The organism is Propionibacterium acidifaciens (assembly GCF_003798325.1).
Lineage (GTDB): Bacteria > Actinomycetota > Actinomycetes > Propionibacteriales > Propionibacteriaceae > Propionibacterium > Propionibacterium acidifaciens.
Genome location: NZ_CP033719.1, coordinates 42,565 through 62,132, shown reverse-complemented (window position 1 = coordinate 62,132; position 19,568 = coordinate 42,565). Strand labels below are relative to the sequence as shown.

General features: G+C 72.9%; 19 protein-coding genes. 10 read left to right on the top strand and 9 right to left on the bottom strand.

Features of this window, described 5'->3' with window-relative positions; all coding sequences use genetic code 11:
- The 7 genes from EGX94_RS00250 to EGX94_RS00220 all read left to right on the top strand — a co-directional run bounded on the left by EGX94_RS00250 (window position 1) and on the right by EGX94_RS00220 (window position 6,909).
- Window positions 1-771 carry a F0F1 ATP synthase subunit delta gene (locus tag EGX94_RS00250; protein ID WP_021796978.1) on the top strand — a complete coding sequence of 257 codons (771 nt, stop codon included), beginning with the start codon at window positions 1-3 and terminating at the stop codon, window positions 769-771.
- Window positions 772-825: 54 nt separating this feature from the next.
- Complete coding sequence (gene atpA / locus EGX94_RS00245; protein ID WP_021796984.1) at window positions 826-2,460, top strand: F0F1 ATP synthase subunit alpha; 1,635 nt, start codon at window positions 826-828, stop codon at window positions 2,458-2,460.
- A gap of 1 nt (window position 2,461) precedes the next feature.
- The gene (locus EGX94_RS00240; RefSeq protein WP_021796974.1) at window positions 2,462-3,397 is read left to right on the top strand and encodes a F0F1 ATP synthase subunit gamma; all 936 of its coding nucleotides are present in this window, start codon (window positions 2,462-2,464) and stop codon (window positions 3,395-3,397) included.
- The gene (gene atpD, locus EGX94_RS00235) at window positions 3,398-4,849 is read left to right on the top strand and encodes a F0F1 ATP synthase subunit beta (RefSeq protein ID WP_021796968.1); all 1,452 of its coding nucleotides are present in this window, start codon (window positions 3,398-3,400) and stop codon (window positions 4,847-4,849) included.
- Window positions 4,849-5,313 carry a F0F1 ATP synthase subunit epsilon gene (locus EGX94_RS00230; RefSeq protein ID WP_021796982.1) on the top strand — a complete coding sequence of 155 codons (465 nt, stop codon included), beginning with the start codon at window positions 4,849-4,851 and terminating at the stop codon, window positions 5,311-5,313. The genes atpD and EGX94_RS00230 overlap by 1 nt, the downstream gene beginning before the upstream one ends.
- A 63-nt stretch (window positions 5,314-5,376) precedes the next feature.
- On the top strand, window positions 5,377-5,844 hold the full coding sequence (locus tag EGX94_RS00225; protein WP_043120710.1) for a DUF2550 domain-containing protein: 468 nt from the start codon (window positions 5,377-5,379) through the stop codon (window positions 5,842-5,844).
- Window positions 5,845-5,859: 15 nt separating this feature from the next.
- The gene (locus tag EGX94_RS00220; protein ID WP_021796986.1) at window positions 5,860-6,909 is read left to right on the top strand and encodes a lipoate--protein ligase family protein; all 1,050 of its coding nucleotides are present in this window, start codon (window positions 5,860-5,862) and stop codon (window positions 6,907-6,909) included.
- Window positions 6,910-6,940: 31 nt separating this feature from the next.
- On the opposite strand, the gene EGX94_RS00215 is transcribed toward EGX94_RS00220, so the two are convergent.
- A complete protein-coding gene (locus EGX94_RS00215; protein ID WP_043120708.1) occupies window positions 6,941-7,606 on the bottom strand; it encodes a cob(I)yrinic acid a,c-diamide adenosyltransferase in 666 nt (221 codons plus the stop codon).
- Between the two features lie 82 nt (window positions 7,607-7,688).
- On the opposite strand from EGX94_RS00215, the gene EGX94_RS00210 reads away from it, so the two are divergent.
- A complete protein-coding gene (locus EGX94_RS00210; protein WP_021796979.1) occupies window positions 7,689-8,381 on the top strand; it encodes a peptidylprolyl isomerase in 693 nt (230 codons plus the stop codon).
- Here the strand turns inward: EGX94_RS00210 and EGX94_RS00205 are convergent.
- Window positions 8,368-9,222 (bottom strand): alpha/beta fold hydrolase, encoded by an 855-nt coding sequence (locus EGX94_RS00205; RefSeq protein ID WP_021796973.1) that lies wholly within the window; start codon window positions 9,220-9,222, stop codon window positions 8,368-8,370. The two genes, EGX94_RS00210 and EGX94_RS00205, sit on opposite strands and share 14 nt — an antisense overlap.
- Window positions 9,219-9,497: a hypothetical protein gene (locus EGX94_RS00200; RefSeq protein ID WP_021796977.1), complete on the bottom strand. Its 279-nt coding sequence runs from the start codon at window positions 9,495-9,497 to the stop codon at window positions 9,219-9,221. The genes EGX94_RS00205 and EGX94_RS00200 overlap by 4 nt, the downstream gene beginning before the upstream one ends.
- Window positions 9,498-9,574: 77 nt before the next feature.
- Between EGX94_RS00200 and nucS the strand changes: the two genes are divergently transcribed.
- A complete protein-coding gene (gene nucS, locus EGX94_RS00195; protein ID WP_021796976.1) occupies window positions 9,575-10,282 on the top strand; it encodes an endonuclease NucS in 708 nt (235 codons plus the stop codon).
- 45 nt (window positions 10,283-10,327) lie between these two features.
- On the opposite strand, the gene EGX94_RS00190 is transcribed toward nucS, so the two are convergent.
- The 5 genes from EGX94_RS00190 to EGX94_RS00170 form a co-directional block, all read right to left on the bottom strand.
- The gene (locus EGX94_RS00190; protein WP_021796969.1) at window positions 10,328-11,932 is read right to left on the bottom strand and encodes a hypothetical protein; all 1,605 of its coding nucleotides are present in this window, start codon (window positions 11,930-11,932) and stop codon (window positions 10,328-10,330) included.
- Window positions 11,932-12,615 carry a lysophospholipid acyltransferase family protein gene (locus EGX94_RS00185; RefSeq protein ID WP_051383751.1) on the bottom strand — a complete coding sequence of 228 codons (684 nt, stop codon included), beginning with the start codon at window positions 12,613-12,615 and terminating at the stop codon, window positions 11,932-11,934. The genes EGX94_RS00190 and EGX94_RS00185 overlap by 1 nt, the downstream gene beginning before the upstream one ends.
- Window positions 12,616-12,684: 69 nt before the next feature.
- Window positions 12,685-15,354: a DUF2339 domain-containing protein gene (locus EGX94_RS00180; RefSeq protein ID WP_043149913.1), complete on the bottom strand. Its 2,670-nt coding sequence runs from the start codon at window positions 15,352-15,354 to the stop codon at window positions 12,685-12,687.
- Window positions 15,355-15,598: 244 nt separating this feature from the next.
- A complete protein-coding gene (gene mce / locus EGX94_RS00175) occupies window positions 15,599-16,045 on the bottom strand; it encodes a methylmalonyl-CoA epimerase (protein WP_021797710.1) in 447 nt (148 codons plus the stop codon).
- Between the two features lie 122 nt (window positions 16,046-16,167).
- Window positions 16,168-17,136, bottom strand: coding sequence for a tetratricopeptide repeat protein (locus tag EGX94_RS00170; RefSeq protein ID WP_021797703.1), 969 nt, complete (start codon window positions 17,134-17,136; stop codon window positions 16,168-16,170).
- Between the two features lie 120 nt (window positions 17,137-17,256).
- On the opposite strand from EGX94_RS00170, the gene pgm reads away from it, so the two are divergent.
- Window positions 17,257-18,888: a phosphoglucomutase (alpha-D-glucose-1,6-bisphosphate-dependent) gene (gene pgm, locus EGX94_RS00165; RefSeq protein ID WP_021797705.1), complete on the top strand. Its 1,632-nt coding sequence runs from the start codon at window positions 17,257-17,259 to the stop codon at window positions 18,886-18,888.
- A 311-nt stretch (window positions 18,889-19,199) separates the two neighbouring features.
- Here pgm and EGX94_RS00160 read toward each other — a convergent pair whose 3' ends face one another.
- A complete protein-coding gene (locus tag EGX94_RS00160; protein WP_043149916.1) occupies window positions 19,200-19,412 on the bottom strand; it encodes a hypothetical protein in 213 nt (70 codons plus the stop codon).
- Window positions 19,413-19,568 lie beyond the last annotated feature (156 nt).

The following is a 19,568-nucleotide window of genomic DNA, read 5'->3' as shown; positions in this document are numbered from 1 at the left end:
GTGCCCGAGAACCGATCCGCGGCGCTCGACGCGGCCGCCGACGGGCTCGCCCCGACCGCCGCGCTGGTCGGCGAGCTCCTCGAGCTCGCCGACGCGCTGCGCGACAATCCGCCGCTGCGCCGCGCGCTGACCGACACGACGCTCGAACCGGACGCCCGCGGCCGGCTCGCCGAGCGCTTGGTCGGCCGGCGGATCGGCCCCGGGGCGACGGGGCTGCTCGCGCGCGCCGTCGCCCTGGACTGGCCGTCGGGGTTCGCGCTCGCCGACGCGCTCGAGGAGCAGGGGGTGCGCATCGGCGTCCGCTCGGGCGACCCCGAGGCGGTCCGGGCCGAGCTCGGGGCCTGCGCGCGGCTCATCGGCGCCCACGTCGAGCTCGACCAGGCGCTGTCGGCGCACGGGACCGGCCCCGAGGAGCGCTCCGCGCTCGTGACGCGGCTGCTCGGCCCCCGGCTGAGCGCCGCCGCGCTCGTCCTTGTCCAGCACGCCGCCCGGTGCGGCGGGCGGGTCGGCCGGACGCTCGCCGGCTACGAGGAGATCGCCTCGGGCGTCCTCGGACGGCGGCTGGCCCGGGTCACCGTCGCCAGGGCCCTGCCCGAGGACCAGGCGGAGCGGTTGAGGGCCCAGCTGGCGCGCCTCTACGCGGCGCCGGTCGACCTGAGCATCAGCGTCGACCCGGACGTGCTCGGCGGCGTGCGCGTGCTCATCGGCGACGACGTGATTGACGGGACGATCGCGGCCACCCTGGACCAGGCCCGCAGACAGCTCGCCTGATCCCCACAGACCTGCCCCCGGGGGCACATGGAGAATCGAGGAAGACAGGACGCCATGGCTGAACTGAGCATCAGCTCGGACGAGATCCGCAGCGCGCTGGACAGTTTCGTGCAGGACTTCACGCCCGACCGGGCGGCACCGGAGGAAGTGGGCCGCGTGACGAGCTCGGGCGACGGCATCGCGCACGTCGAGGGCCTGCCCCATGCGATGGCCAATGAGCTGTTGCGCTTCGAGAACGGCACGACGGGCATCGCCCTCAACCTCGACCTCCGCGAGATCGGCGCCGTCATCCTCGGCGACTCGGAGGGCGTCGACGAGGGCTCGGCCGTCCACGGCACCGGCGAGATCCTCTCGGTGCCCGTGGGCGACGGCTACCTGGGCAGGGTCGTGGACGCCACCGGCAGCCCCATCGACGGCAAGGGGCCGCTGGCCGGCATCGAGGGGCGCCGCGCCCTGGAGCTCCAGGCCGCCGACGTCATGCACCGCCAGGAGGTCCGCGAGCCGCTCATGACCGGCCTCAAGGCCATCGACTCGATGGTCCCGATCGGCCGCGGCCAGCGCGAGCTCATCATCGGGGACCGCAAGACCGGCAAGACCGCCATCGCCACCGACACGATCATCAACCAGCGCGAGAACTGGCTCACCGGCGACCCGGACCGGCAGGTGCGCTGCATCTACGTGGCCGTCGGCCAGAAGAACTCGACCGTCACCGAGGTGCGCGAGAACCTCGAGAAGACCGGCGCGATGGAGTACACCACCATCGTCAACGCGCCGGCCTCCGACCCGGCCGGCTTCAAGTACATCGCGCCGTACGCCGGCTCGGCCATCGGCCAGCACTGGATGTACCACGGCAAGCACGTGCTCATCGTCTTCGATGACCTCACCAAGCAGGCCGAGGCCTACCGCGCCATGTCTCTGCTGCTGCGCCGCCCGCCGGGCCGCGAGGCCTACCCCGGCGACGTCTTCTACCTGCACAGCAGGCTGCTGGAGCGCTGCGCCAAGCTGTCCGACGACCTGGGCGGCGGCTCGATGACCGGCCTGCCGATCGTCGAGACGAAGGCGAATGACATCTCGGCCTACATCCCGACGAACGTCATCTCGATCACCGACGGCCAGATCTTCCTCCAGTCCGACCTGTTCAACGCGAACCAGCGCCCGGCGGTCGACGTCGGCCTGTCCGTGAGCCGCGTCGGCGGCGCCGCCCAGACCAAGGCGATGAAGAAGATCTCCGGCACGCTGAAGATCGACTTGGCCCAGTACCGCGACATGCAGGCCTTCGCCATGTTCGCCTCCGATCTCGACGCGACGAGCCGGCGCCAGCTCGACCGCGGCGCCCGACTCACCGAGCTGCTGCGCCAGGGCCAGGCCAGTCCCGTCCCGATGGCCGAGCAGACCGTCGCCCTGTGGTCGGGCATCAACGGGCACCTCGACATCGTCCCGGTCGCCGACGTGCTGCGCTTCGTCGACGAGTTCATCGAGCACCTGCGCGGGCAGACCGACGTCCTCGCCGCGATCGAGGGCTCCGGCGAGCTCTCGGACGAGTCCGCCGACGAGCTCACCCGCCGGATCGAGGCCTTCACGGATCTCTTCCGCACCGCCGACGGCCAGCCGCTGCGCCGCGAGGAGACCGACGAGGGCGCCGCGAAGGGCATCGGCCAGGCCAGGATCGTCGCGACGAAGAGGTCCTGACATGCCCGCATCCCTGCGCGAACTGCGGCAGCGCAAGAACTCCGTGGCCACGACGATGAAGATCACGAAGGCCATGGAGCTCATCGCCGCCTCCCGCGTCACGAGGGCCCGGCGGAAGGCTCGCAACTCGGACGAGTACACGCGCGAGCTGGTCCGGGCGGTCTCCTCGGCCGCGGCCTACTCCCGCGTGAGCCACCCGCTGACGAACGACATCACGACGGCCACCCGCGTCGCCGTGCTCGTGGTGAACTCCGACCGGGGCCTGGCCGGGGGCTACCCGGCCAATGTCATGCGGGCGGCCGGGGGCCTCGTCGACCGGCTGCACGAGCTCGGCCGCGAGGTCGACATCTACACGGTCGGGCGCAAGGCACAGGAGTACTTCGCCTACCGCAGCGTCGAGCTGACCGGTTCCTGGACCGGGTTCAGCGAGGAGCCCCACTACGAGCACGCCTTCGAGATCGGCAGCACCCTCATCGACGCCTTCCTGCGACCGACCGACGAGGGCGGCGTCGACTCGATCCACGTGGTGTTCACCCGCTTCCGGTCGCTCGTGACGCAGGAGACCGAGATCATCCGGCTGCTGCCGCTCAAGATCGTCCGGGACAGCGGGGACGTGGCCGAGAGCCCCGACGTGGCGCTGGAGCGGCCCGAGGGCTTCGTCCCGCCGTACCTGTTCGAGCCGGACCCCGAGACCGTGCTCGACGCGCTCCTGCCGCTGTACGTCATCGACCGCATCAAGTACATGATGCGCGAGTCCGCCGCCTCCGAGCTGGCGGCCCGGCAGCAGGCCATGCACTCGGCCACCGACAACGCCAGGACCCTCATCGACACGCTCACGCGGCAGGCCAACCAGGCGCGTCAGGGCGAGATCACCCAGGAAATCAACGAAATCGTGGGCGGCGCAGGAGCGTTGTCCGAATCCACGCAGGAGATCTGAATGACTGTCACAGCACAAGCTCCCGATCCCGCCACGACGACGGTCAACGGCCGCGTCGTCCGCGTCATCGGCGCCGTCGTCGACGTCGAGTTCCCTGACGGCCGCATCCCCGAGATCAACAACGCCCTCCACGTGTCCTTCGACGCCGGCGAGGGCAGCCGCACGATCACCCTCGAGGTGGCGCTGCAGATCGGCGGCAACACGGTGCGCTGCATCTGCCTCAAACCCACCGACGGCCTGCGCCGCGGCACCGAGGTCGTCGACACCGGCGCCCCGATCAGCGTGCCCGTCGGCGAGGTCACGAAGGGCCACGTGTGGAACGCCACCGGCGACGTCCTCAACGTCGACCCCGCCACCGTCAGCGTCCAGGAGCGCTGGCCGATCCACCGCGACCCTCCGCCGTTCGATGTGCTGGAGCCCAGCACCCAGATGCTGGAGACCGGGCTCAAGGTCCTCGACCTGCTCACCCCGTACGTCCAGGGCGGCAAGATCGGGCTGTTCGGCGGCGCCGGCGTGGGCAAGACGGTGCTCATCCAGGAGATGATCTACCGCATCGCCCACAACTTCGGCGGCACCTCGGTGTTCGCCGGCGTCGGCGAGCGCACCCGCGAGGGCAACGACCTCATCCACGAGATGGACGAGGCCGGTGTGCTCAAGGACACCGCCCTCGTCTTCGGTCAGATGGATGAGCCCCCGGGCACCCGGCTGCGCGTCGCCCTGAGTGCCCTCACGATGGCAGAGTACTTCCGCGACGTCCAGAGCCAGGACGTGCTGCTGTTCATCGACAACATCTTCCGCTTCACCCAGGCCGGTTCGGAGGTCTCCACGCTGCTGGGCCGCATGCCCTCGGCGGTGGGCTACCAGCCCAACCTGGCCGACGAGATGGGCCAGCTCCAGGAGCGCATCACCTCGACGCGCGGCCACTCCATCACCTCGATGCAGGCCATCTACGTGCCGGCCGACGACTACACCGACCCGGCCCCGGCCACGACCTTCGCGCACCTGGACGCCACGACCGAGCTGAGCCGCGAGATCGCCTCGCGCGGCCTGTACCCGGCCGTCGACCCGCTGACCAGCACGAGCCGGCTGCTCGCCCCCGAGTACGTCGGCAAGGAGCACTACGAGGTCGCCACGCAGGTCAAGCAGATCCTCCAGCGCAACAAGGAGCTCCAGGACATCATCGCCATCCTCGGCATCGACGAGCTGAGCGAGGAGGACAAGATCGTCGTTTCCAGGGCCCGCCGCGTCCAGCAGTTCCTGTCCCAGAACACCTACATGGCGACGAAGTTCACCGGCGTCGAGGGCTCCACCGTCCCCCTCGCTCAGACCATCGAGAGCTTCAAGATGATCTGCGAGGGCAAGTGCGACGAGGTCCCCGAGCAGGCCTTCTTCAACGTCGGCGATCTCGACGACGTCTACAAGAAGTGGGACCAGCTCAAGAAGGAGTCCTGATGTCCACCCCCCTCGAGGTCACGGTGGTCGCCGCCGAGGGCAGGGTCTGGGAGGGCCGTGCCATCAGCGTCGTCGCCCGGACCACCGAAGGCGACATCGGCATCCTGGCCAACCACGCGCCGATCATGGCCGCCCTCGTGCCGTGCGCGGTGAAGATCACGCGCGTCGACGGGGTCACCGAGGTCGTCGCCGTCTCCGACGGCTTCATCTCGGTCTTCAGCAACCACGTTTCGCTGCTGAGCGCCTTCGGCGAGATCTCCTCGAAGATCTCCGTCGACCAGGCGCGCAGCACTATCGCCCACCTGCACGGCGTCGTCGACTCGGGCGAGGCCGACCAGAGCCAGGTCCGCGAGTACAACCACGCCATCGCCCAGGTGCGGGCCGCCTCGACGGCGGCCGCGCTCGCCGGGGGAGGACAGGTCGAGGTCACCCCTGCCCCGGTCCGGGTCGTCGACCAGGACTGACGACGATGCCCCTGGTCCGCTCGGTGTTGGCCACTCCGGCGCAGGGCGGGTAGGTTTCTGGCCATGGACAGGGGAGGGATGGTCGTCGGGCTCGCGGCACTGGTCTTCGTCGCCGTCGCCCTGCTGTGCGTCCTCGGCGCCCTCCGCATCCGGTGGATCTGGTCGCGCGGCGGCGTCTTCGAGTGTCAGCTGCGCCAGGAGCGCCCGGTCGTGCGCCCCTGGCACTCCGGCCTGGCCCGCTACGAGGGCAACCATCTGGGCTGGTACCGGGTGCTGTCCCTCGGACGGCGCCCGAACGTCGTGATCCACCGCCGCCAGGCGGAGCTGGTCGAGTACCGCCCACCCGCCGAGGCCGACCTCCAAAGGCTCACGGTCGGCCAGCAGGTCGTTGCCGTCGCCCAGCGCACCGGCCCCAGCGGGCACGCGCTGTGGCAGTTGGGCATGGACACCGAGTGCCTCACCGGCTTCATGAGCTGGCTCGAGGCGGGCCCTCCCGGCGAGGGCCGCCGCCACCAGACGAACCCGAGATGAACGAGGAGACGCGCCGTGCGCGGTGAGTACAAGGTCCGGGGCGGCAAGCTCGTCGTCGTCCAGGTCGATGAGGTCGACGGCCGCTACGCGAACGCCCACCTGTCGGGCGACTTCTTCCTCGAACCCGACGAGGCCCTCGAGCGGATCAACGCCGGCATCGACGGGGTCCCCACCTCGGCCTCCGTGGCGGAGCTGACCGACGCCATCCGCGCCGCCCTCGACGAGGACGTGCGCATGGTCGGCTTCGACCCGCAGGCCGTCGCCATCGCCGCCCGCCGCGCGGTGGGCGGGGCCATCGGCTGGGACGACCTCGCCTTCGAGGTCATCGGCCCGAGGGTCATGGACCCGGCCATGCACGTCGCGCTCGACGAGGTCTTCCCCGCCGAGCTGTCCTCGGGCGCCCGGGGCCCGGTCCTGCGCTTCTGGGACTGGGACTCCCCGCTCGTCGTCATCGGCTCCTTCCAGTCCGTGCACAACGAGATCGACGCTGACAACGCCGCCCGGTACGGCATCCGGGTCGTGCGCCGCATCACCGGCGGCGGCGCCATGTTCATGGAGCCGGGCAACTGCATCACCTACTCGCTCACCGTGCCCGGCGCGCTCGTCGAGGGGCTCAGTTACGAGCAGTCCTACGCCTATCTCGACGACTGGGTGCTCGGCGCCCTCGCCGAGGTCGGCATCCACGCCGTCTACCGGCCGCTCAACGACATCGCCAGCGACAAGGGCAAGATCGGCGGCGCGGCCCAGCGCCGACTCACCGACGGCACCGTCCTGCACCACGTGACGATGAGCTACGACATCGACGCCGAGAAGATGATGCAGGTGCTGCGCATCGGCCGCGAGAAGCTCTCCGACAAGGGGACGAGGAGCGCCAACAGGCGCGTCGACCCCATGCGCTCGCAGACGGGCCTGTCCCGCGCCGAGCTCTTCCGGCGCTTCATCGCCCACTTCATGGGCCGCTACGACGCCGTCGAGTCGGACTACCGCCCCGAGGAGCTCGCCCGGGCCCGGCGGCTGCTCGACGAGAAGTTCACCACCGAGGAGTGGACCCGCCGCGTGCCGTGACGTCCCGTTCCGCTTGGCGGGACGGGACGGATCACTGCGCGCCGGCGGAGCGGTGCGCCGGCCTCGCGGCGGCGACCTGCTCGGCGTGCGCGGCGTTGCGCTCACCGCCGGGCAGCCACAGCACCTCATCGTGCCCGGCGACCAGGTTCGCGTAGCGCGCCATGGTGAACAGCAGGTCGGACAGACGGTTGAGGTATTTCACGGCCAACAGGCTGACCCCGCCGTGCGGTTCGGCCCGCTCGTCCTCGGGGCCGAAGGCCTCGACGGCCTCCCAGGCCCTGCGCTCGGCGCGGCGGGCGAGCGACCGGGCGATGTGCAGCTGGGCCGCCAGGGGGCAGCCGCCGGGCAGGATGAACGAGCGCAGGTTCGGCAGCGGCTCCCCGAACTCGTCGCACCAGCGCTCGAGACGGTCGATCGAGGACTGGACGACGCGCAACGGCTCCCACTCGGGGTTCGCGACGACGGGATTGGACAGATCGGCGCCGACGTCGAACAGCTCGTTCTGGATGAGGACGAGCGCCTCGCGGAGCTTCTCGTCAGGCCCGAGCGCGAGCGCCACGCCGAGGGCAGAGTTGGTCTCGTCGGTGCAGCCGTAGGCCTCCACGCGAGGGTCGGTCTTGGCCGTCTCCTCGTTGTTCGACAGCCTCGTCCTGCCGGCGTCGCCGGTGCGCGTGTAGATGCGTGTGAGATTCACCATGGGCTCAGGGTAACCGGCATGGCGCGCCGTGCAGAAGGGCCCGGAGGATGGCACCCTGTGAGGCAGCAGGGAGGTCGATGAGATGGGCAGGACGACGACGCTCGTGGGGATCGCGGCGGCGACCGCGCTGGTGCTGGGCGGGTGCGCGAGCGCCCCGACGCCCGGGGGCCCCGGGACCGGGTCGGCCTCCGTGGCCCGCGTCACCTGCGAGTACACCGTCACCGGTGGCCCGGCGCGGCCCGTCGACCCGCCGAACGGGGAGCAGGTGCCGGCCTCCGGCACCGCCACCGTCACGCTGTCGATGGGCGCCGGGACGATCACCGTCACCCTCGACCGCTCCGCGGCCCCCTGCGCGGTGCACTCCTTCGAGTCGCTGGCCGAGCAGGGCTACTACACCGGCTCGGGATGCCACCGGCTGACCACGGCGGGGCTGTTCGTCCTCCAGTGCGGCGATCCCGGCGGCACCGGCAAGGGCACCTCCGGCTACGGCCTCAGCCCCGAGACGGGCTCGCCGCTGGTCAGCTGCTCGGACGGGGACCGCACCGAGTGCGGCTACCCGGCGGGCACGGTCGCGCTGGCCGATCCCGAGCACGACGGGGGCCAGTTCTTCATGACCTACGCCGACTCGACGATCTCCGGCGACCACCCCGTGCTCGGCACCGTCGACGAGGCGGGCCGGCAGGTGCTCTCGCAGATCGCCGAGAAGGGCTTCGCCCAGGGCGCCTCGCCCTCCCCGGCTGCGGACACGACGCTGCGCCGGGTCACGCTGGGCTGAGACCGCCTCCGGGGCGCGTGGGGCGCGTCCCCGCACCGGCGCTCCACGGGGCGAGGAAGGCCCGCAGCAGCCCGATGAAGACCTGCGGACGGTCGGCGTGCACCCAGTGGCCCGCGCCCCGGACGCGGACCAGCCGGACGCGGGGGAAGAGCGCGCGCATGACCGGTTCGTGGCGGTCCTGCACGTAGTCGGAGTCGGCTCCAGCGACCCACAGCACAGGGCCGTCCCAGTGGGCTCCTGCCATGTCGGGGAAGCCGCACACGACGTCCAGCTCGGCGCGCAGCAGGCGCGGGTCGCCGAGCCACGCCCATCCCGGCCCGTCGTCGGTGCGTCGCAGGTTCTGCAGGACGAAGCCGCGGACCGTCGGATCGGGGATGGCCGAGGCGAGCGCCTCGTCCGCCTCGGCGCGTGAGCGCAGCCGCGTCAGGTCGAGCGCCAGCATCGCGTCGATGATCCGGCCGAAGGACTCGGCGCCGTCGTGGTCGACGGGTGAGACGTCGACGACGACGAGCCCGGCGACGAGGTCGGGGTGGCGCAGGGTCAGGCACATGGCGATCTTGCCGCCCATCGAGTGGCCGACGAGGACGACGGGGCGCTCGGCGGCGCCGCGGGCGCGCAGCTCGGCGGCGATGACGTCGGCCAGCTCCAGGTAGTCGACGTGCTCGGTCCGCCCCGAACGGCCGTGGTTCGGCACGTCGACGAGCAGGCTCGTTGCCAGGTCGGCGATGCCCCTGGCCGCCGTGGACAGGTTCTGGCCCTGGCCGAGCAGGCCGTGGAGGAGGACGACCGGCACCGGGCCGGAGCCGATCGTCGCGGTGTGCAGCCCGACGGCCCCGCTCACGGCCGGCGCTCCCAGCAGGAGCCGTGGAAGTGGCGGCGGAAGTCCAGGCCCGAGCCGGAGCCGATCGGCGGGGTGTGCGGCCAGGCGACGACGTGGGCGGTGCCCGCGGAGACGATCCCGTCGCACTCGGGGCAGCGGTAGTCCTTCGTCGACCGCCCGGCGCGGATCCGGCGCACGACCCAGCGGCCGTCGCGCTTGACGGCGCTGGTCGGGTACGAGGCGAGCCGCAGCGGGCGCGCGGGGCGCGTGTGCTTGCTCGGACGACGGTGTGCCACGCCCCCAAGACTAGTCGGGCGCCGGGCCCGTGCCCGGCGCCGCACCGGCGGGGCGGCGCTGCTGATACCGTGGTCGGGTGCGTTTGGTGATTGCCCGGTGCCAGGTCGACTACGGCGGCAAGCTCACGGCCCATCTGCCGATGGCCACCCGCCTCATCATGATCAAGGCCGACGGGGCCGTGTCCGTCCATGCCGATGACCGCGCTTACAAGCCGCTCAACTGGATGACCCCGCCGTGCACGCTCACCGTCCGGGATGCGCCGGCCGACCTCGCCGCGACGACGGCCGAGCTGGACGAGCGGATCGACCAGGTGTGGACGGTCCGGGGCGGCGAGGACACCCTCCAGATCGCCATCGCCGAGATCATCGACGACAGCGAGTACGATCTGGGCGTCGAGCCCGGGCTGCGCAAGGACGGCGTCGAGGCCCATCTGCAGGCCCTGCTGGCAGAGAACCCCGGCACCTTCGGCGAGGGCTTCACGCTCGTGCGCCGCGAGTACCCGACCCCCATCGGGCCGGTCGACATCATGCTCCACGACGCCCGGGGCGCCTACGTGGCGGTCGAGGTGAAGCGGCGCGGCGAGATCGACGGCGTCGAGCAGCTCACCCGCTACCTCAAGATGATGAACCGCGACCCGCTCATCGCGCCCGTCAGCGGTGTCCTCGCGGCTCAGGAGATCAAGCCGCAGGCGCGCGTCCTGGCGGCCGACCGCGGCATCACCTGCCTCACCGTCGACTACGACGCGCTGCGCGGCATCGACAACGCCGCCGAGCGGCTCTTCTGAGCCGAGGGCCGTCGAGCGGCCGCCCCTCCTCTGCCCGGGCGTCCCTCAGCGGCGCTTCCTCCCGTGCTGCTGGGCGGCCGGTGCCGCGACGACCTCCTCGGTGTTGATGAGGGCGGTCGGCTCGTCGGCGGCGGCCCCGGCGTCCTCGGGCGGGGCCTCCTTGAGCCACTCCTCGTTGTCGGCGATGTGGACCTCGCGGGTGTCCTCGGCGTCCTCGTCGTCCCGGTCGTCCCCGCCCTCGGGCAGGGCGACGTCGACCGGGGGCTCCGCCCCGTCCGCGTCGGCGAAGTCCTCGGCGGCCTCCTCGCCGAGCTCGCGGATGTCGGCGAGCTGGGCTACGAGGGTGTCCTTGCGCAGCTGGAGGGCGTTGGTCTCGCGTTGGAGCTGCTCCTTGCGCCAGGAGTACTGCTCCTCGAGGCGGTCCTTCATCATGGCCGACTGGCGGTTGGCCGCGGCGACGGTTGCCTCGGCCGTGTTCGCGGCCTCGATCTTGATCTGCTCGGCGTTCTCGAGCGCCTCGTCGGTGATCCTGCGGGCCTCCTCGGTCTGCTTCTGCACCGAACGGGTGGACTCCTCGGTCGCCTTCGTCGCGGCCGCGTAGAGCTCGGCGATCTCGGCGCGCATCTGCTCGGCCTGGGCGGTGGCCTCCTCCTGGCGCGCCCGGGCCGCCTCGTTGGCCTCGACGCGGATGGCGTCTGCCCCGGCGCGGGCCTCCTCGAGGATCTTCTCGGCCTGCCCCTGGGCGGCGCTCGCGGTGTCCGCGGCCAGCCGGCCCGCCTTCGACGTCGTCTCGGAGGCCTCGGCGCGGGCGGAGCGCAGCAGATCGGCAGCCTCCTGCTCGGCCTTCGTCCGCGTCTCGGAGGCCTCGGTGCGCGCCGAGGCGAGCAGGTCCTCCGCCTCGGCGGTGGCGTCGGCCTTGATCCGCTCGGCCTCGGCGGTGGCGTCGGCGATGATCCGCTCGGCCTGCGTGCGCGCGGAGCCGGTGATCTGGTCGGCCTCGTTGCGCGAGGCGGTCGCCGCGTCGGCGGCCTCCTTGGCGAGCTGGTTGCGGGAGGCCTCGGCCTCGCCCTCGGCGGTGCGGCGCGTCATGGCGGCGGTGTGCTCGGCCTCGTCCGTGATCGTCCGGGCCTGGCGCTGGGCCGTCTCGACGAGAGTGCCGGCCTGGGCCTTGGCCTCGTCGAGGACGGCCTGGCTCTGGCGCTGGAGCTCCTCGCGCATCGTGCGCAGATTCGTCATGCCGGAGACGCGGATGTCGTCGGCCTCGGTCTGGGCGTTCGCGCGCAGGTCGGCCGCGACGCGGCGGCCCTCCTCCTTGATCCGCTCGGCCTCGATGCCCGCCTTCGAGACGAGGTCGTCGGATTGAGCCTCGGCGGCGCGCAGCAGCGCGGTGGCGTGCGCGCCGAGCCGGGTGAAGTCGGTGGTGCCCTGCTGGGCCTTGAGCGACTCGAGGTCGCGCAGCCGGTCGCGGTTGAGTTGACGCGCCGCGGCGAGACGGCGCTCGAGGTCGCGCACGTAGTTGTCGACCGAGCTGCGGTCGTATCCCATCATGGCGTGCGGGAAGCTGCCCGCGGCGCTGGCCCGGTCGTCGAAGAGGTTGAGGCCGGTCTCCTCGCTGAACTCGTCAGCGCCGGCGTCGGTGTAATCGCTCATCAAAAGCTCCTGAGGAAGGTCATCTGAAGGGTACCAACGGGGCGGGCCCGTCGCGCCGCGGACTCGCCGCCCCGGACACCGGGCTCAGCGGTGCGGCCCGGTCGGGGCCCGGCGCCCGGCGTCCTCCTCGCGCAGGCGGAGCTCGGAGCGCCTGGCCGGGACGACGCGCCGAAGCGCGCGCAGGAGGCGCGGATCGCGTCCATGTCGGCCCGCACGTCGTCGGTCATCGTCAGCGTGGGGCCGATCTCGACCTCCCCGCGCGCCGGGTCGATCCCCGCCGGCGTGACGGGCGGCCCGGCGGCGAGGGCGATCCTGCGGAATCCCGACCGGCCAGTGCGCGCGTGGCGAACGGGTGCCCTTCGGCGCGATGACGAGCTGGAAGCGGTCGCCCCCGCCCGGGCGACGAGCTCGTCGACGAGACCGCCGGGACGGGAGCGGTCGACGCCGATGCCGCCCATGGCCCGGATGAGGGGGCCTGCGGGGCCCCTGACCCAGGAGTCCTTGATGAGCACCTTCATCGGCATCCCGTAGTGCCAGGCGACGCCGAGGAGGGCGATGAAGTCCCAGTTGCCCGTGTGGGGCGCGCCGAGGAAGACGCCCGGCTCGGACGGCGGCTCGTGGCCGACGAGACGGTAGGGGGACAGGCGCCAGCCGAGACCGGCCAGGCCGCGACGGATTCTCATGACACCATCGTGCCGCACCGCCCGTTCGGGGACGCCCGGTCCGCCGGACCAGGTGCGCCCCACGGCCCCTCAGCCGCCGTTCCGGACCGGCGGTCCGCCGGGCCAGGGCGTCGGCCCCTGCGGCGCCCACCCGGGGGCGCCCTGCTGCTGGGGCCGGGCGGGGCCCTGCTGCCAGGCCACGGCCTGCTGGGCTGCCGGCGGCGCGGCCTGCGCGGCGGGGGAGGGGGCGCCCCACTGGGCGTCCGCCCGCGCGTAGAGGACGGACAGCCCGAAGCAGACGAGGCCGCCCACGAGCAGCGCGAGGACCCTCGTGAGGGAGCTCTGCGCCCCGAGGTCCCAGAAGGCGAACCTGAGGACCATGAGGATGACGAGACACAGCCCGTAGAGGCGCACGGCCCGGGCCCTCCGGCGGAAACCGAGGACGATCGCCAGGGCCCCGGAGACGAGCATCGCGACCCCGGCGGCCGCGCCCGTCACGGCCGTGTCTCTCACGAGGAGGGTCGCCGCGACCACGAGCCAGGTGCCGACGAGGGCCGCGACGAGGCCGTGGAACGGCAGCGCGAGCAGTGGGGCCAGCAGCCACACGACAGCGACCGCGAGGGCGAGGGTCGCCGCTCCGAGGACGATGCGCTGGCCCTGCGCGGCGGCGACCCCGTCGGGCGCCGCGGCGTCCAGCAGCGTCCAGTTCCAGGACCACGCCCACGCGACGAGTGCGAGGATGACGGAGGCCCACGAGGAGGGACGGGTGCGGCCGGTGCCGGTGACGGGCCGGGCGCGGTCCCCGGCGTGCCGGCCGGCGAGCAGGGCGAGGGGACGGTGCAGCCCCTGGCCCAGGCCGAGCGCGGCGAGCAGGACGAGGGCGGCCGCCGAGAGCCCCCAGCCCAGGGCCGGTACCCACCGCTGCGGGAGGCCGAGCCCGCCGGCCGTCGCAGCGGCGGTCAGGGGGACCCGCCACACGAGCAGGGCCGCCACGACGAGGGTGGTCGGGCGCACGGCGCCATTGCCCGGCAGGAGATGATCGGCGAGCAGGACGAGGCAGACGACGGCGAGGGCGTTGGCGAGGACGACGACGGAGTCGTCCCAGCGGTTCGCCGCCACCGCCTGGACGAGCACCGCGAGGAGGCCGAGGACCCACGCCCCCGACACGTCGCCGGCCAGGAGCACCGAGACCTCGGCGAGCAGGGCGACGAGCAGGAGCTCGCCGAGCAGCGGCGCCGGCAGGCCGCCCAGGGGCGAGCCGATCAGCCCCGCCAGGAGAGCCGCGGCGAGGAGGCAGTGGCCCGCCCATGCGGCGAACGTCGGGCGCACGGCCGGCAGGAGCCGGGCGAGCGCGGCGGCGCCGAGCACGGCCAGGAGCAGATGGGAGCTCGTGCGCGAGTCCAACGGGGCGTCCGGAAGGGCGATGAGGCGGACGAACAGGACGGCGAGGACGAGGGGCGCGCCCAGCCAGGCGGCCCCCCACGGGTTCGAGGGCCGAGCGGCCGGGCTCGGCCCCTGCCCGTCCCGGTCGGCCGGCGGAGCCTCCCGGAGGTCCTGCGCGGCGCGGGCGCAGGCGGTGAGGACGAGCAGGTGCGCGACGAGGACGCCGACGAGCAGCCCCGTGGCTGCGGCCGTCCCCGGCACTGAGATCCGGTGGGCGCCCTCGAAGGGCGCGAGGACCGCGGTGACGACGACGAGGAGGAGGGGCGCGACGAGGTGGGCGGGTCGTGCCGTCGGCGGCACGACCCGGACCACGACGGCCGACGCGAGGGCCGTCGCGCCGACGTAGGAGACCATGAGGAGCAGGGCGAGCAGGGACTCCTGGGGACGCGCGGCGGCCTGCCCGGCGGCGAGCGCCGCCGTCGCCACGCCGCCGAGGGCGGCGATGACCGTCGTGAGGACGAGGCGGGTGCACGCGGCGAGGACGATGAGCACCAGGGTCCACGCGCCCAGCGCGGCGAAGGCGGGGACGGCCGGGACGATCCCCAGCAGACAGGCCCCCATGAGCCCGACGAACCCGAGACCGCCGCCGATCCCCATGACCGTCGCGGCGTGGAGGCCGCTGACATGCCGACGCAGCGCCAGCCACGTCCCCGTGGCGGTGAGCCCGACGCCGAGGGCCAGCACCGCGCCAACCTTGACCGTGTCGGGGATCGCATCCCAGAGCATCGCGACGAGGGTCGCCCCCGAGAGGATGACGAGGAGGGCCGCCGCGCCCGCGAGGAGGTACGTGCCGACGCGGCTCTCCGTGCGGGCTGGGCGCGACGGCGCCGCGGTGAGGGGGTCCTGCCCTCGGGGAACGGGGCCGGGCGCGCCGGTCCACGAGGGGGCGGCAGGCGGCACGGTCCAGGGACCCGGAGGCGGGGCCTGCGGCGGGACGCCCGTCCGCTGGGGCGGTGGCGGCACGGCCGGGGCGCCCATCGCCGGGACGACGGGCATCGCCGGGGCCGCGAGGCCTGGCATCGCGACCGGGGCTGGGGTCGGCGCCTGCGGCGGGACGCCCGTCCGCTGGGGCGGTGGCGGTACGACCGGGGCGCCCATCGCCGGCGGGACCACGGGCATCGCCGGCGGGGTCGGGGCGGGCGCCGCCGCCCCACCAGGCGGGGCATGCGTCCGCGGGGCGTCGGCGTGCAGGCCCGCCTCGATGGATGCGAGGCGTCCCTCGAGGGCGCCGAGCCGTGCGTCGATCCCCCTGAGGGCCTCGAGGACGTCATCCGAGAAGGGCGCCGGGTCCGTTCCCATCGTCTTCTCCTCATCCACGGCGGCCTCTCCTTCTGCCGATGGGTCGGACCGTCTGGGTCGGACCACCACGTTCCCCCATCGTACGGGCAGTCCGGCGGGGGAGAGGACCATCACGAGCGGCGGGGCGGCGGCGCAGGGCACCCGGGTCCGGGGCCACTCCCCGGGCGCCGATGGCGGCGCGGACGCGACCGTGGCGCGCCTCGACAGGGCGCGCCACGGATGATCCGCCGCCGGACCGTCATCGGCCGGGGCTCGGGAGGACTCAGTTCTTCGGGTACTGGGTGAGCTCGATGAGCACGCCGCGACCCGACTTCGGGTGCATGAAGTTGATGCGGTTGCCGCCGGTGCCGACCCGCGGCTCGTCGTAGAGCAGGCGCACGCCGCGCTCGCGCAGGGTGGCGCTCACGGCGTCGATGTCGTCGACGCGCCACGCCATGTGGTGCAGGCCCGCGCGGCCGTTGTTCTTCTCGAGCCACTTGGCGGTGGTGGAGGTCTCGCTGATCGGGCTGATCATCTGGACCTGGGTCATGTCGGGGGTCAGCTCGGCGGCGGGGGCCATCATGATCTCGAGAATCCCCTGGTCGGGGTTCTCCTCACGATGGATCTCGTGCCAGCCGAAGGTCTCGATGTAGAACTTCGCGGCTTCGTCGGCATCGGGGCACGCGTAGGCGACATGGTCGATGCAGGTGAAGAGATCTTCGTTTTCCATGGGGACATCATCGCACAGACCGGCCGACCTGGCGCCGTCGGGCGGCATTGGTCACGGGCCCTGCCCCCGGCCCGGCGGGACCGGCCGCGGACCCCGTGCCCCGGCGCCGGGGCACGGGGCGCTCAGAAGAGCGCCCGGCCCAGGTCGCGGCGGGCGGCCAGCAGCACCGGGTCGGCCGGGTCCATCGTCTCGAAGAGCTCGAGGACGCGCACGCGCACGCGCTCCCGGTCCTCGCCCGCGGTGGTGCGCACGAGGCCGATGAGGCGCTCGAAGGCGCGGGCCGCGTCGCCGGCGATGATCTGGGCGTCGGCGGCGGCGAACGCCTTGTCGATGTCCTGCGGATCGGCGTCGGCGGCGGCGACGGCGTCCCGGGCGTCGCCGGAGGCGCCGCGCAGGAGCATCGAGGCGGTGGCCCGAGCGGCGGCCGCCTCGTGGTCCTTCGGGTTCGCCGCGAGGAGTCTGTCGTACTCGGCGATGGCGGTGGCGTAGTCGCCGGCGGCCATCGCGTCGTCGGCCCTGGCGAAGCGCGGATCGGGGCCGTCCTCGGGGTGCGACACGGGGGCGACGCGGCCCGCCACGCCGTTGGCGACGGCCATGTCGAGCACCTGCTTCATGACGGCGCGGACCTGCTGCTCGTCGGCGGTGCCCTGGAAGAGCGGGGCGACCTGACCGCCGATGACCGCGACGACGGTCGGGACGGCTTGCACACCGAGGGCCTGGGCAATGCCCGGCTGGGTGTCGACGTCGACGGTGGCGAGCAGCCAGCGGCCCGCGTCGCCGTCGGAGACTCTCGTGAGCGTCTCCCGGAACCGTCGGCAGCCCGGGTCGGAGCCCGACAGGAGCGCGATGACCACGGGGTGGTTCATGGACTGCTGGAGCACGGAATTCAGCTCGGCCTGGGTGACCTCGACCGCATAGCTGCCCACGCCGGCGGCCGGGCCGGAGGGGTCCTGCTCGGCGGGGGCCCGGGCCGCCAGCTGGGACAGATCGATGGCGCCGGGACGACTGAACGAGGCGTTGGCGGCGGGTGCTGCGGCGCCCTGACGCTGCGGCGCGTCGGAGGCCCTGTGCGGATTGACCGGTTGACTCATGCATCCATTGTTCCACCGGGCGATCGGGGTCCGGTCGGTCCCCGGATCGGGGGACGATTGGGGCCGGGTCGCTGCACGAACCCCCTGCGCGGTGCGGTCCGGGTGAGAGAGAATGGGGCCATGGCACATGAACGCGCCGGGCAACCGGCTCTCCCCTCCGATCTGATCAACGTCGACGAAGTGATCGGCGCCTACTACGACATGAAGCCCGACCCCGCCGATCCCGACCAGCAGGTCGTCTTCGGCACCTCGGGCCACCGCGGCTCCAGCCTCGACGGCGCCTTCAACGAGGCGCACATCGCGGCGATCACCCGGGCGATCGTCGAGTACCGGGCCTCGCAGGGCACCACTGGCCCGCTGTTCATCGCGAAGGACACCCACGGCCTGTCCCTACCGGCGTGGAAGACCGCCATCGAGGTGCTCGTCGCCGCCGGCGTGCACGTCATCGCCGAGCGCGAGGACGAGTACACGCCCACCCCGGCCCTGTCGCGCGCCGTCATCGTCCACAACCGCGGCCGCAGCGCCGACCTGGCCGACGGCATCGTCGTGACGCCCTCGCACAACCCGCCGCGCGACGGCGGCTTCAAGTACAACCCGCCGAACGGCGGCCCGGCCGACACCGACGCCACCGGCTGGATCGCCGCCCGCGCCAACGAGCTGCTCGCCGACCCGGGCTCCATCGAGCGCATCCCCTACGAGCGGGCCGCCTCCCAGGTGGAGCGCCACGACTACCGCACCGCCTACTGCGAGGATCTCGTCAACGTCGTCGACATCGAGGCCATCAGGGCCTCGGGCCTGCGCATCGGGGCCGACCCGCTCGGCGGCGCCTCGGAGCAGTACTGGGAGTACATCTCCGAGAGGTTCATCCCCTCGATGACCGTCGTCAACAGGGTCATCGACCCCACCTGGTACTTCATGACGCTCGACACCGACGGCAAGATCCGGATGGACTGCTCGAGCCCGAACGCCATGGCCTCGCTCGTGCGCAACAAGGACGCGTACGACATCGCCACCGGCAACGATGCGGACTCGGACCGTCACGGCGTCGTGACGCCCGACGCCGGCCTCATGAACCCCAACCACTACCTGTCCGTCGCCATCGAGTACCTGTACGGGAACCGTCCGGGCTGGCCCGCCGGCACCGCCATCGGCAAGACCCTCGTGTCCAGCTCGATGATCGACAACGTGGCCGCCAAGCTCGGTCGCACGCTCGTCGAGGTGCCCGTCGGCTTCAAGTGGTTCGTCCCCGGCCTCATCAGTGGCGACCTCGGCTTCGGGGGCGAGGAGTCCGCAGGCGCCTCCTTCCTCGAGCTCGGCGGCGCCACGTGGACGACCGACAAGGACGGCCTCATCATGGATCTCCTGGCCGCCGAGATCACCGCGAGGACCGGCCAGACCCCGAGCCAGCACTACGCGAAGCTGGCCGCCGAGTTCGGCGACTACCACTACGCCCGCGTCGACTCCGACGCCACCCGTGAGCAGAAGGCCCGGCTCAAGGCCCTCTCACCCGCCGACGTGAAGGCCACCGAGCTCGCCGGCGACCCGATCACCCACATCTACACCGAGGCCCCCGGCAACGGCGCGGCGATCGGCGGCGTCAAGGTGACGACCGACGGCGGCTGGTTCGCGGCCCGCCCCTCGGGCACCGAGGACAAGTACAAGATCTACGCCGAGTCCTTTCGCAGCGCCGAGCACCTGGCCCAGCTGCAGGAGGGTGCCCGGCAGGTGGTCTCGGAGGTCCTCGCGGGCTGACCGCTGCTCCACCGGGGGCCGGGCCGAGGGCCCGGCCCCCGGTCGTCCCCGCCCCCGGGCTCGGTCGCAGCGACGTCGGCCCGGGCGCCGCAGGGCGCAGACGGTGTCCCGAGGAGCCGCGCGGAGGAGCCCGGATCCATGATGCGGGATCCGGGCGGGTCGTGCCGTCGTGGGGGTGGACCGGTCCGCGCGGCGATGACGACGGGGACCGGGCTCTGCGGAGGAATGACCGCCCGCACCGGGCATGCGATCCGGAATGCGACCCGAACCGGGTGCTCCGCCTCTTCCGCGTCGTGCCCCCGGGCACCGGCTCAGCGGCCGATCGGCAGCGCCGTTGAACCCAGCGCCCGCACGGAGGCGGTCAGCTCATCCTCCGGGGCCATGGTCTCCGCCCAGCAGGCCGCGGACGCGTCCCTGGTCCCCGACACGACCCGGACCCGGTCGCTGTCCACGGTGTGGCCGCGCCGGGTGAACTCCCCGTACCGGGCGCGACGGTCCACGGTCGCCGTACCTGTGTAGAACACCTCCGTCCGGTGGGGCTCCTCGAAGGACGCCTCGACGCCCCGGAGGTCGAGGCACGGCCGGTACCGTCCTCCCGCCGTCATCGCCGGGGGAAGGACGGCGCTGGACGAGGCCGGTGAGGCACGTGATGATGGTCGCCCACCCGAAGGCCCTCCCCT

What these genes read in the sequence shown, in the direction of transcription:
- atpA (WP_021796984.1), top strand. Translation starts at nt 826, where the DNA reads ATGGCTGAACTGAGCATCAGCTCGGACGAGATCCGCAGCGCGCTGGAC.
- EGX94_RS00240 (WP_021796974.1), top strand. Translation starts at nt 2,462, where the DNA reads ATGCCCGCATCCCTGCGCGAACTGCGGCAGCGCAAGAACTCCGTGGCC.
- atpD (WP_021796968.1), top strand. Translation starts at nt 3,398, where the DNA reads ATGACTGTCACAGCACAAGCTCCCGATCCCGCCACGACGACGGTCAAC.
- EGX94_RS00230 (WP_021796982.1), top strand. Translation starts at nt 4,849, where the DNA reads ATGTCCACCCCCCTCGAGGTCACGGTGGTCGCCGCCGAGGGCAGGGTC.
- EGX94_RS00225 (WP_043120710.1), top strand. Translation starts at nt 5,377, where the DNA reads ATGGACAGGGGAGGGATGGTCGTCGGGCTCGCGGCACTGGTCTTCGTC.
- EGX94_RS00215 (WP_043120708.1), bottom strand. Translation starts at nt 7,606, where the DNA reads ATGGTGAATCTCACACGCATCTACACGCGCACCGGCGACGCCGGCAGG.
- EGX94_RS00210 (WP_021796979.1), top strand. Translation starts at nt 7,689, where the DNA reads ATGGGCAGGACGACGACGCTCGTGGGGATCGCGGCGGCGACCGCGCTG.
- EGX94_RS00190 (WP_021796969.1), bottom strand. Translation starts at nt 11,932, where the DNA reads ATGAGCGATTACACCGACGCCGGCGCTGACGAGTTCAGCGAGGAGACC.
- EGX94_RS00185 (WP_051383751.1), bottom strand. Translation starts at nt 12,615, where the DNA reads ATGAGAATCCGTCGCGGCCTGGCCGGTCTCGGCTGGCGCCTGTCCCCC.
- mce (WP_021797710.1), bottom strand. Translation starts at nt 16,045, where the DNA reads ATGGAAAACGAAGATCTCTTCACCTGCATCGACCATGTCGCCTACGCG.
- EGX94_RS00170 (WP_021797703.1), bottom strand. Translation starts at nt 17,136, where the DNA reads ATGAGTCAACCGGTCAATCCGCACAGGGCCTCCGACGCGCCGCAGCGT.
- pgm (WP_021797705.1), top strand. Translation starts at nt 17,257, where the DNA reads ATGGCACATGAACGCGCCGGGCAACCGGCTCTCCCCTCCGATCTGATC.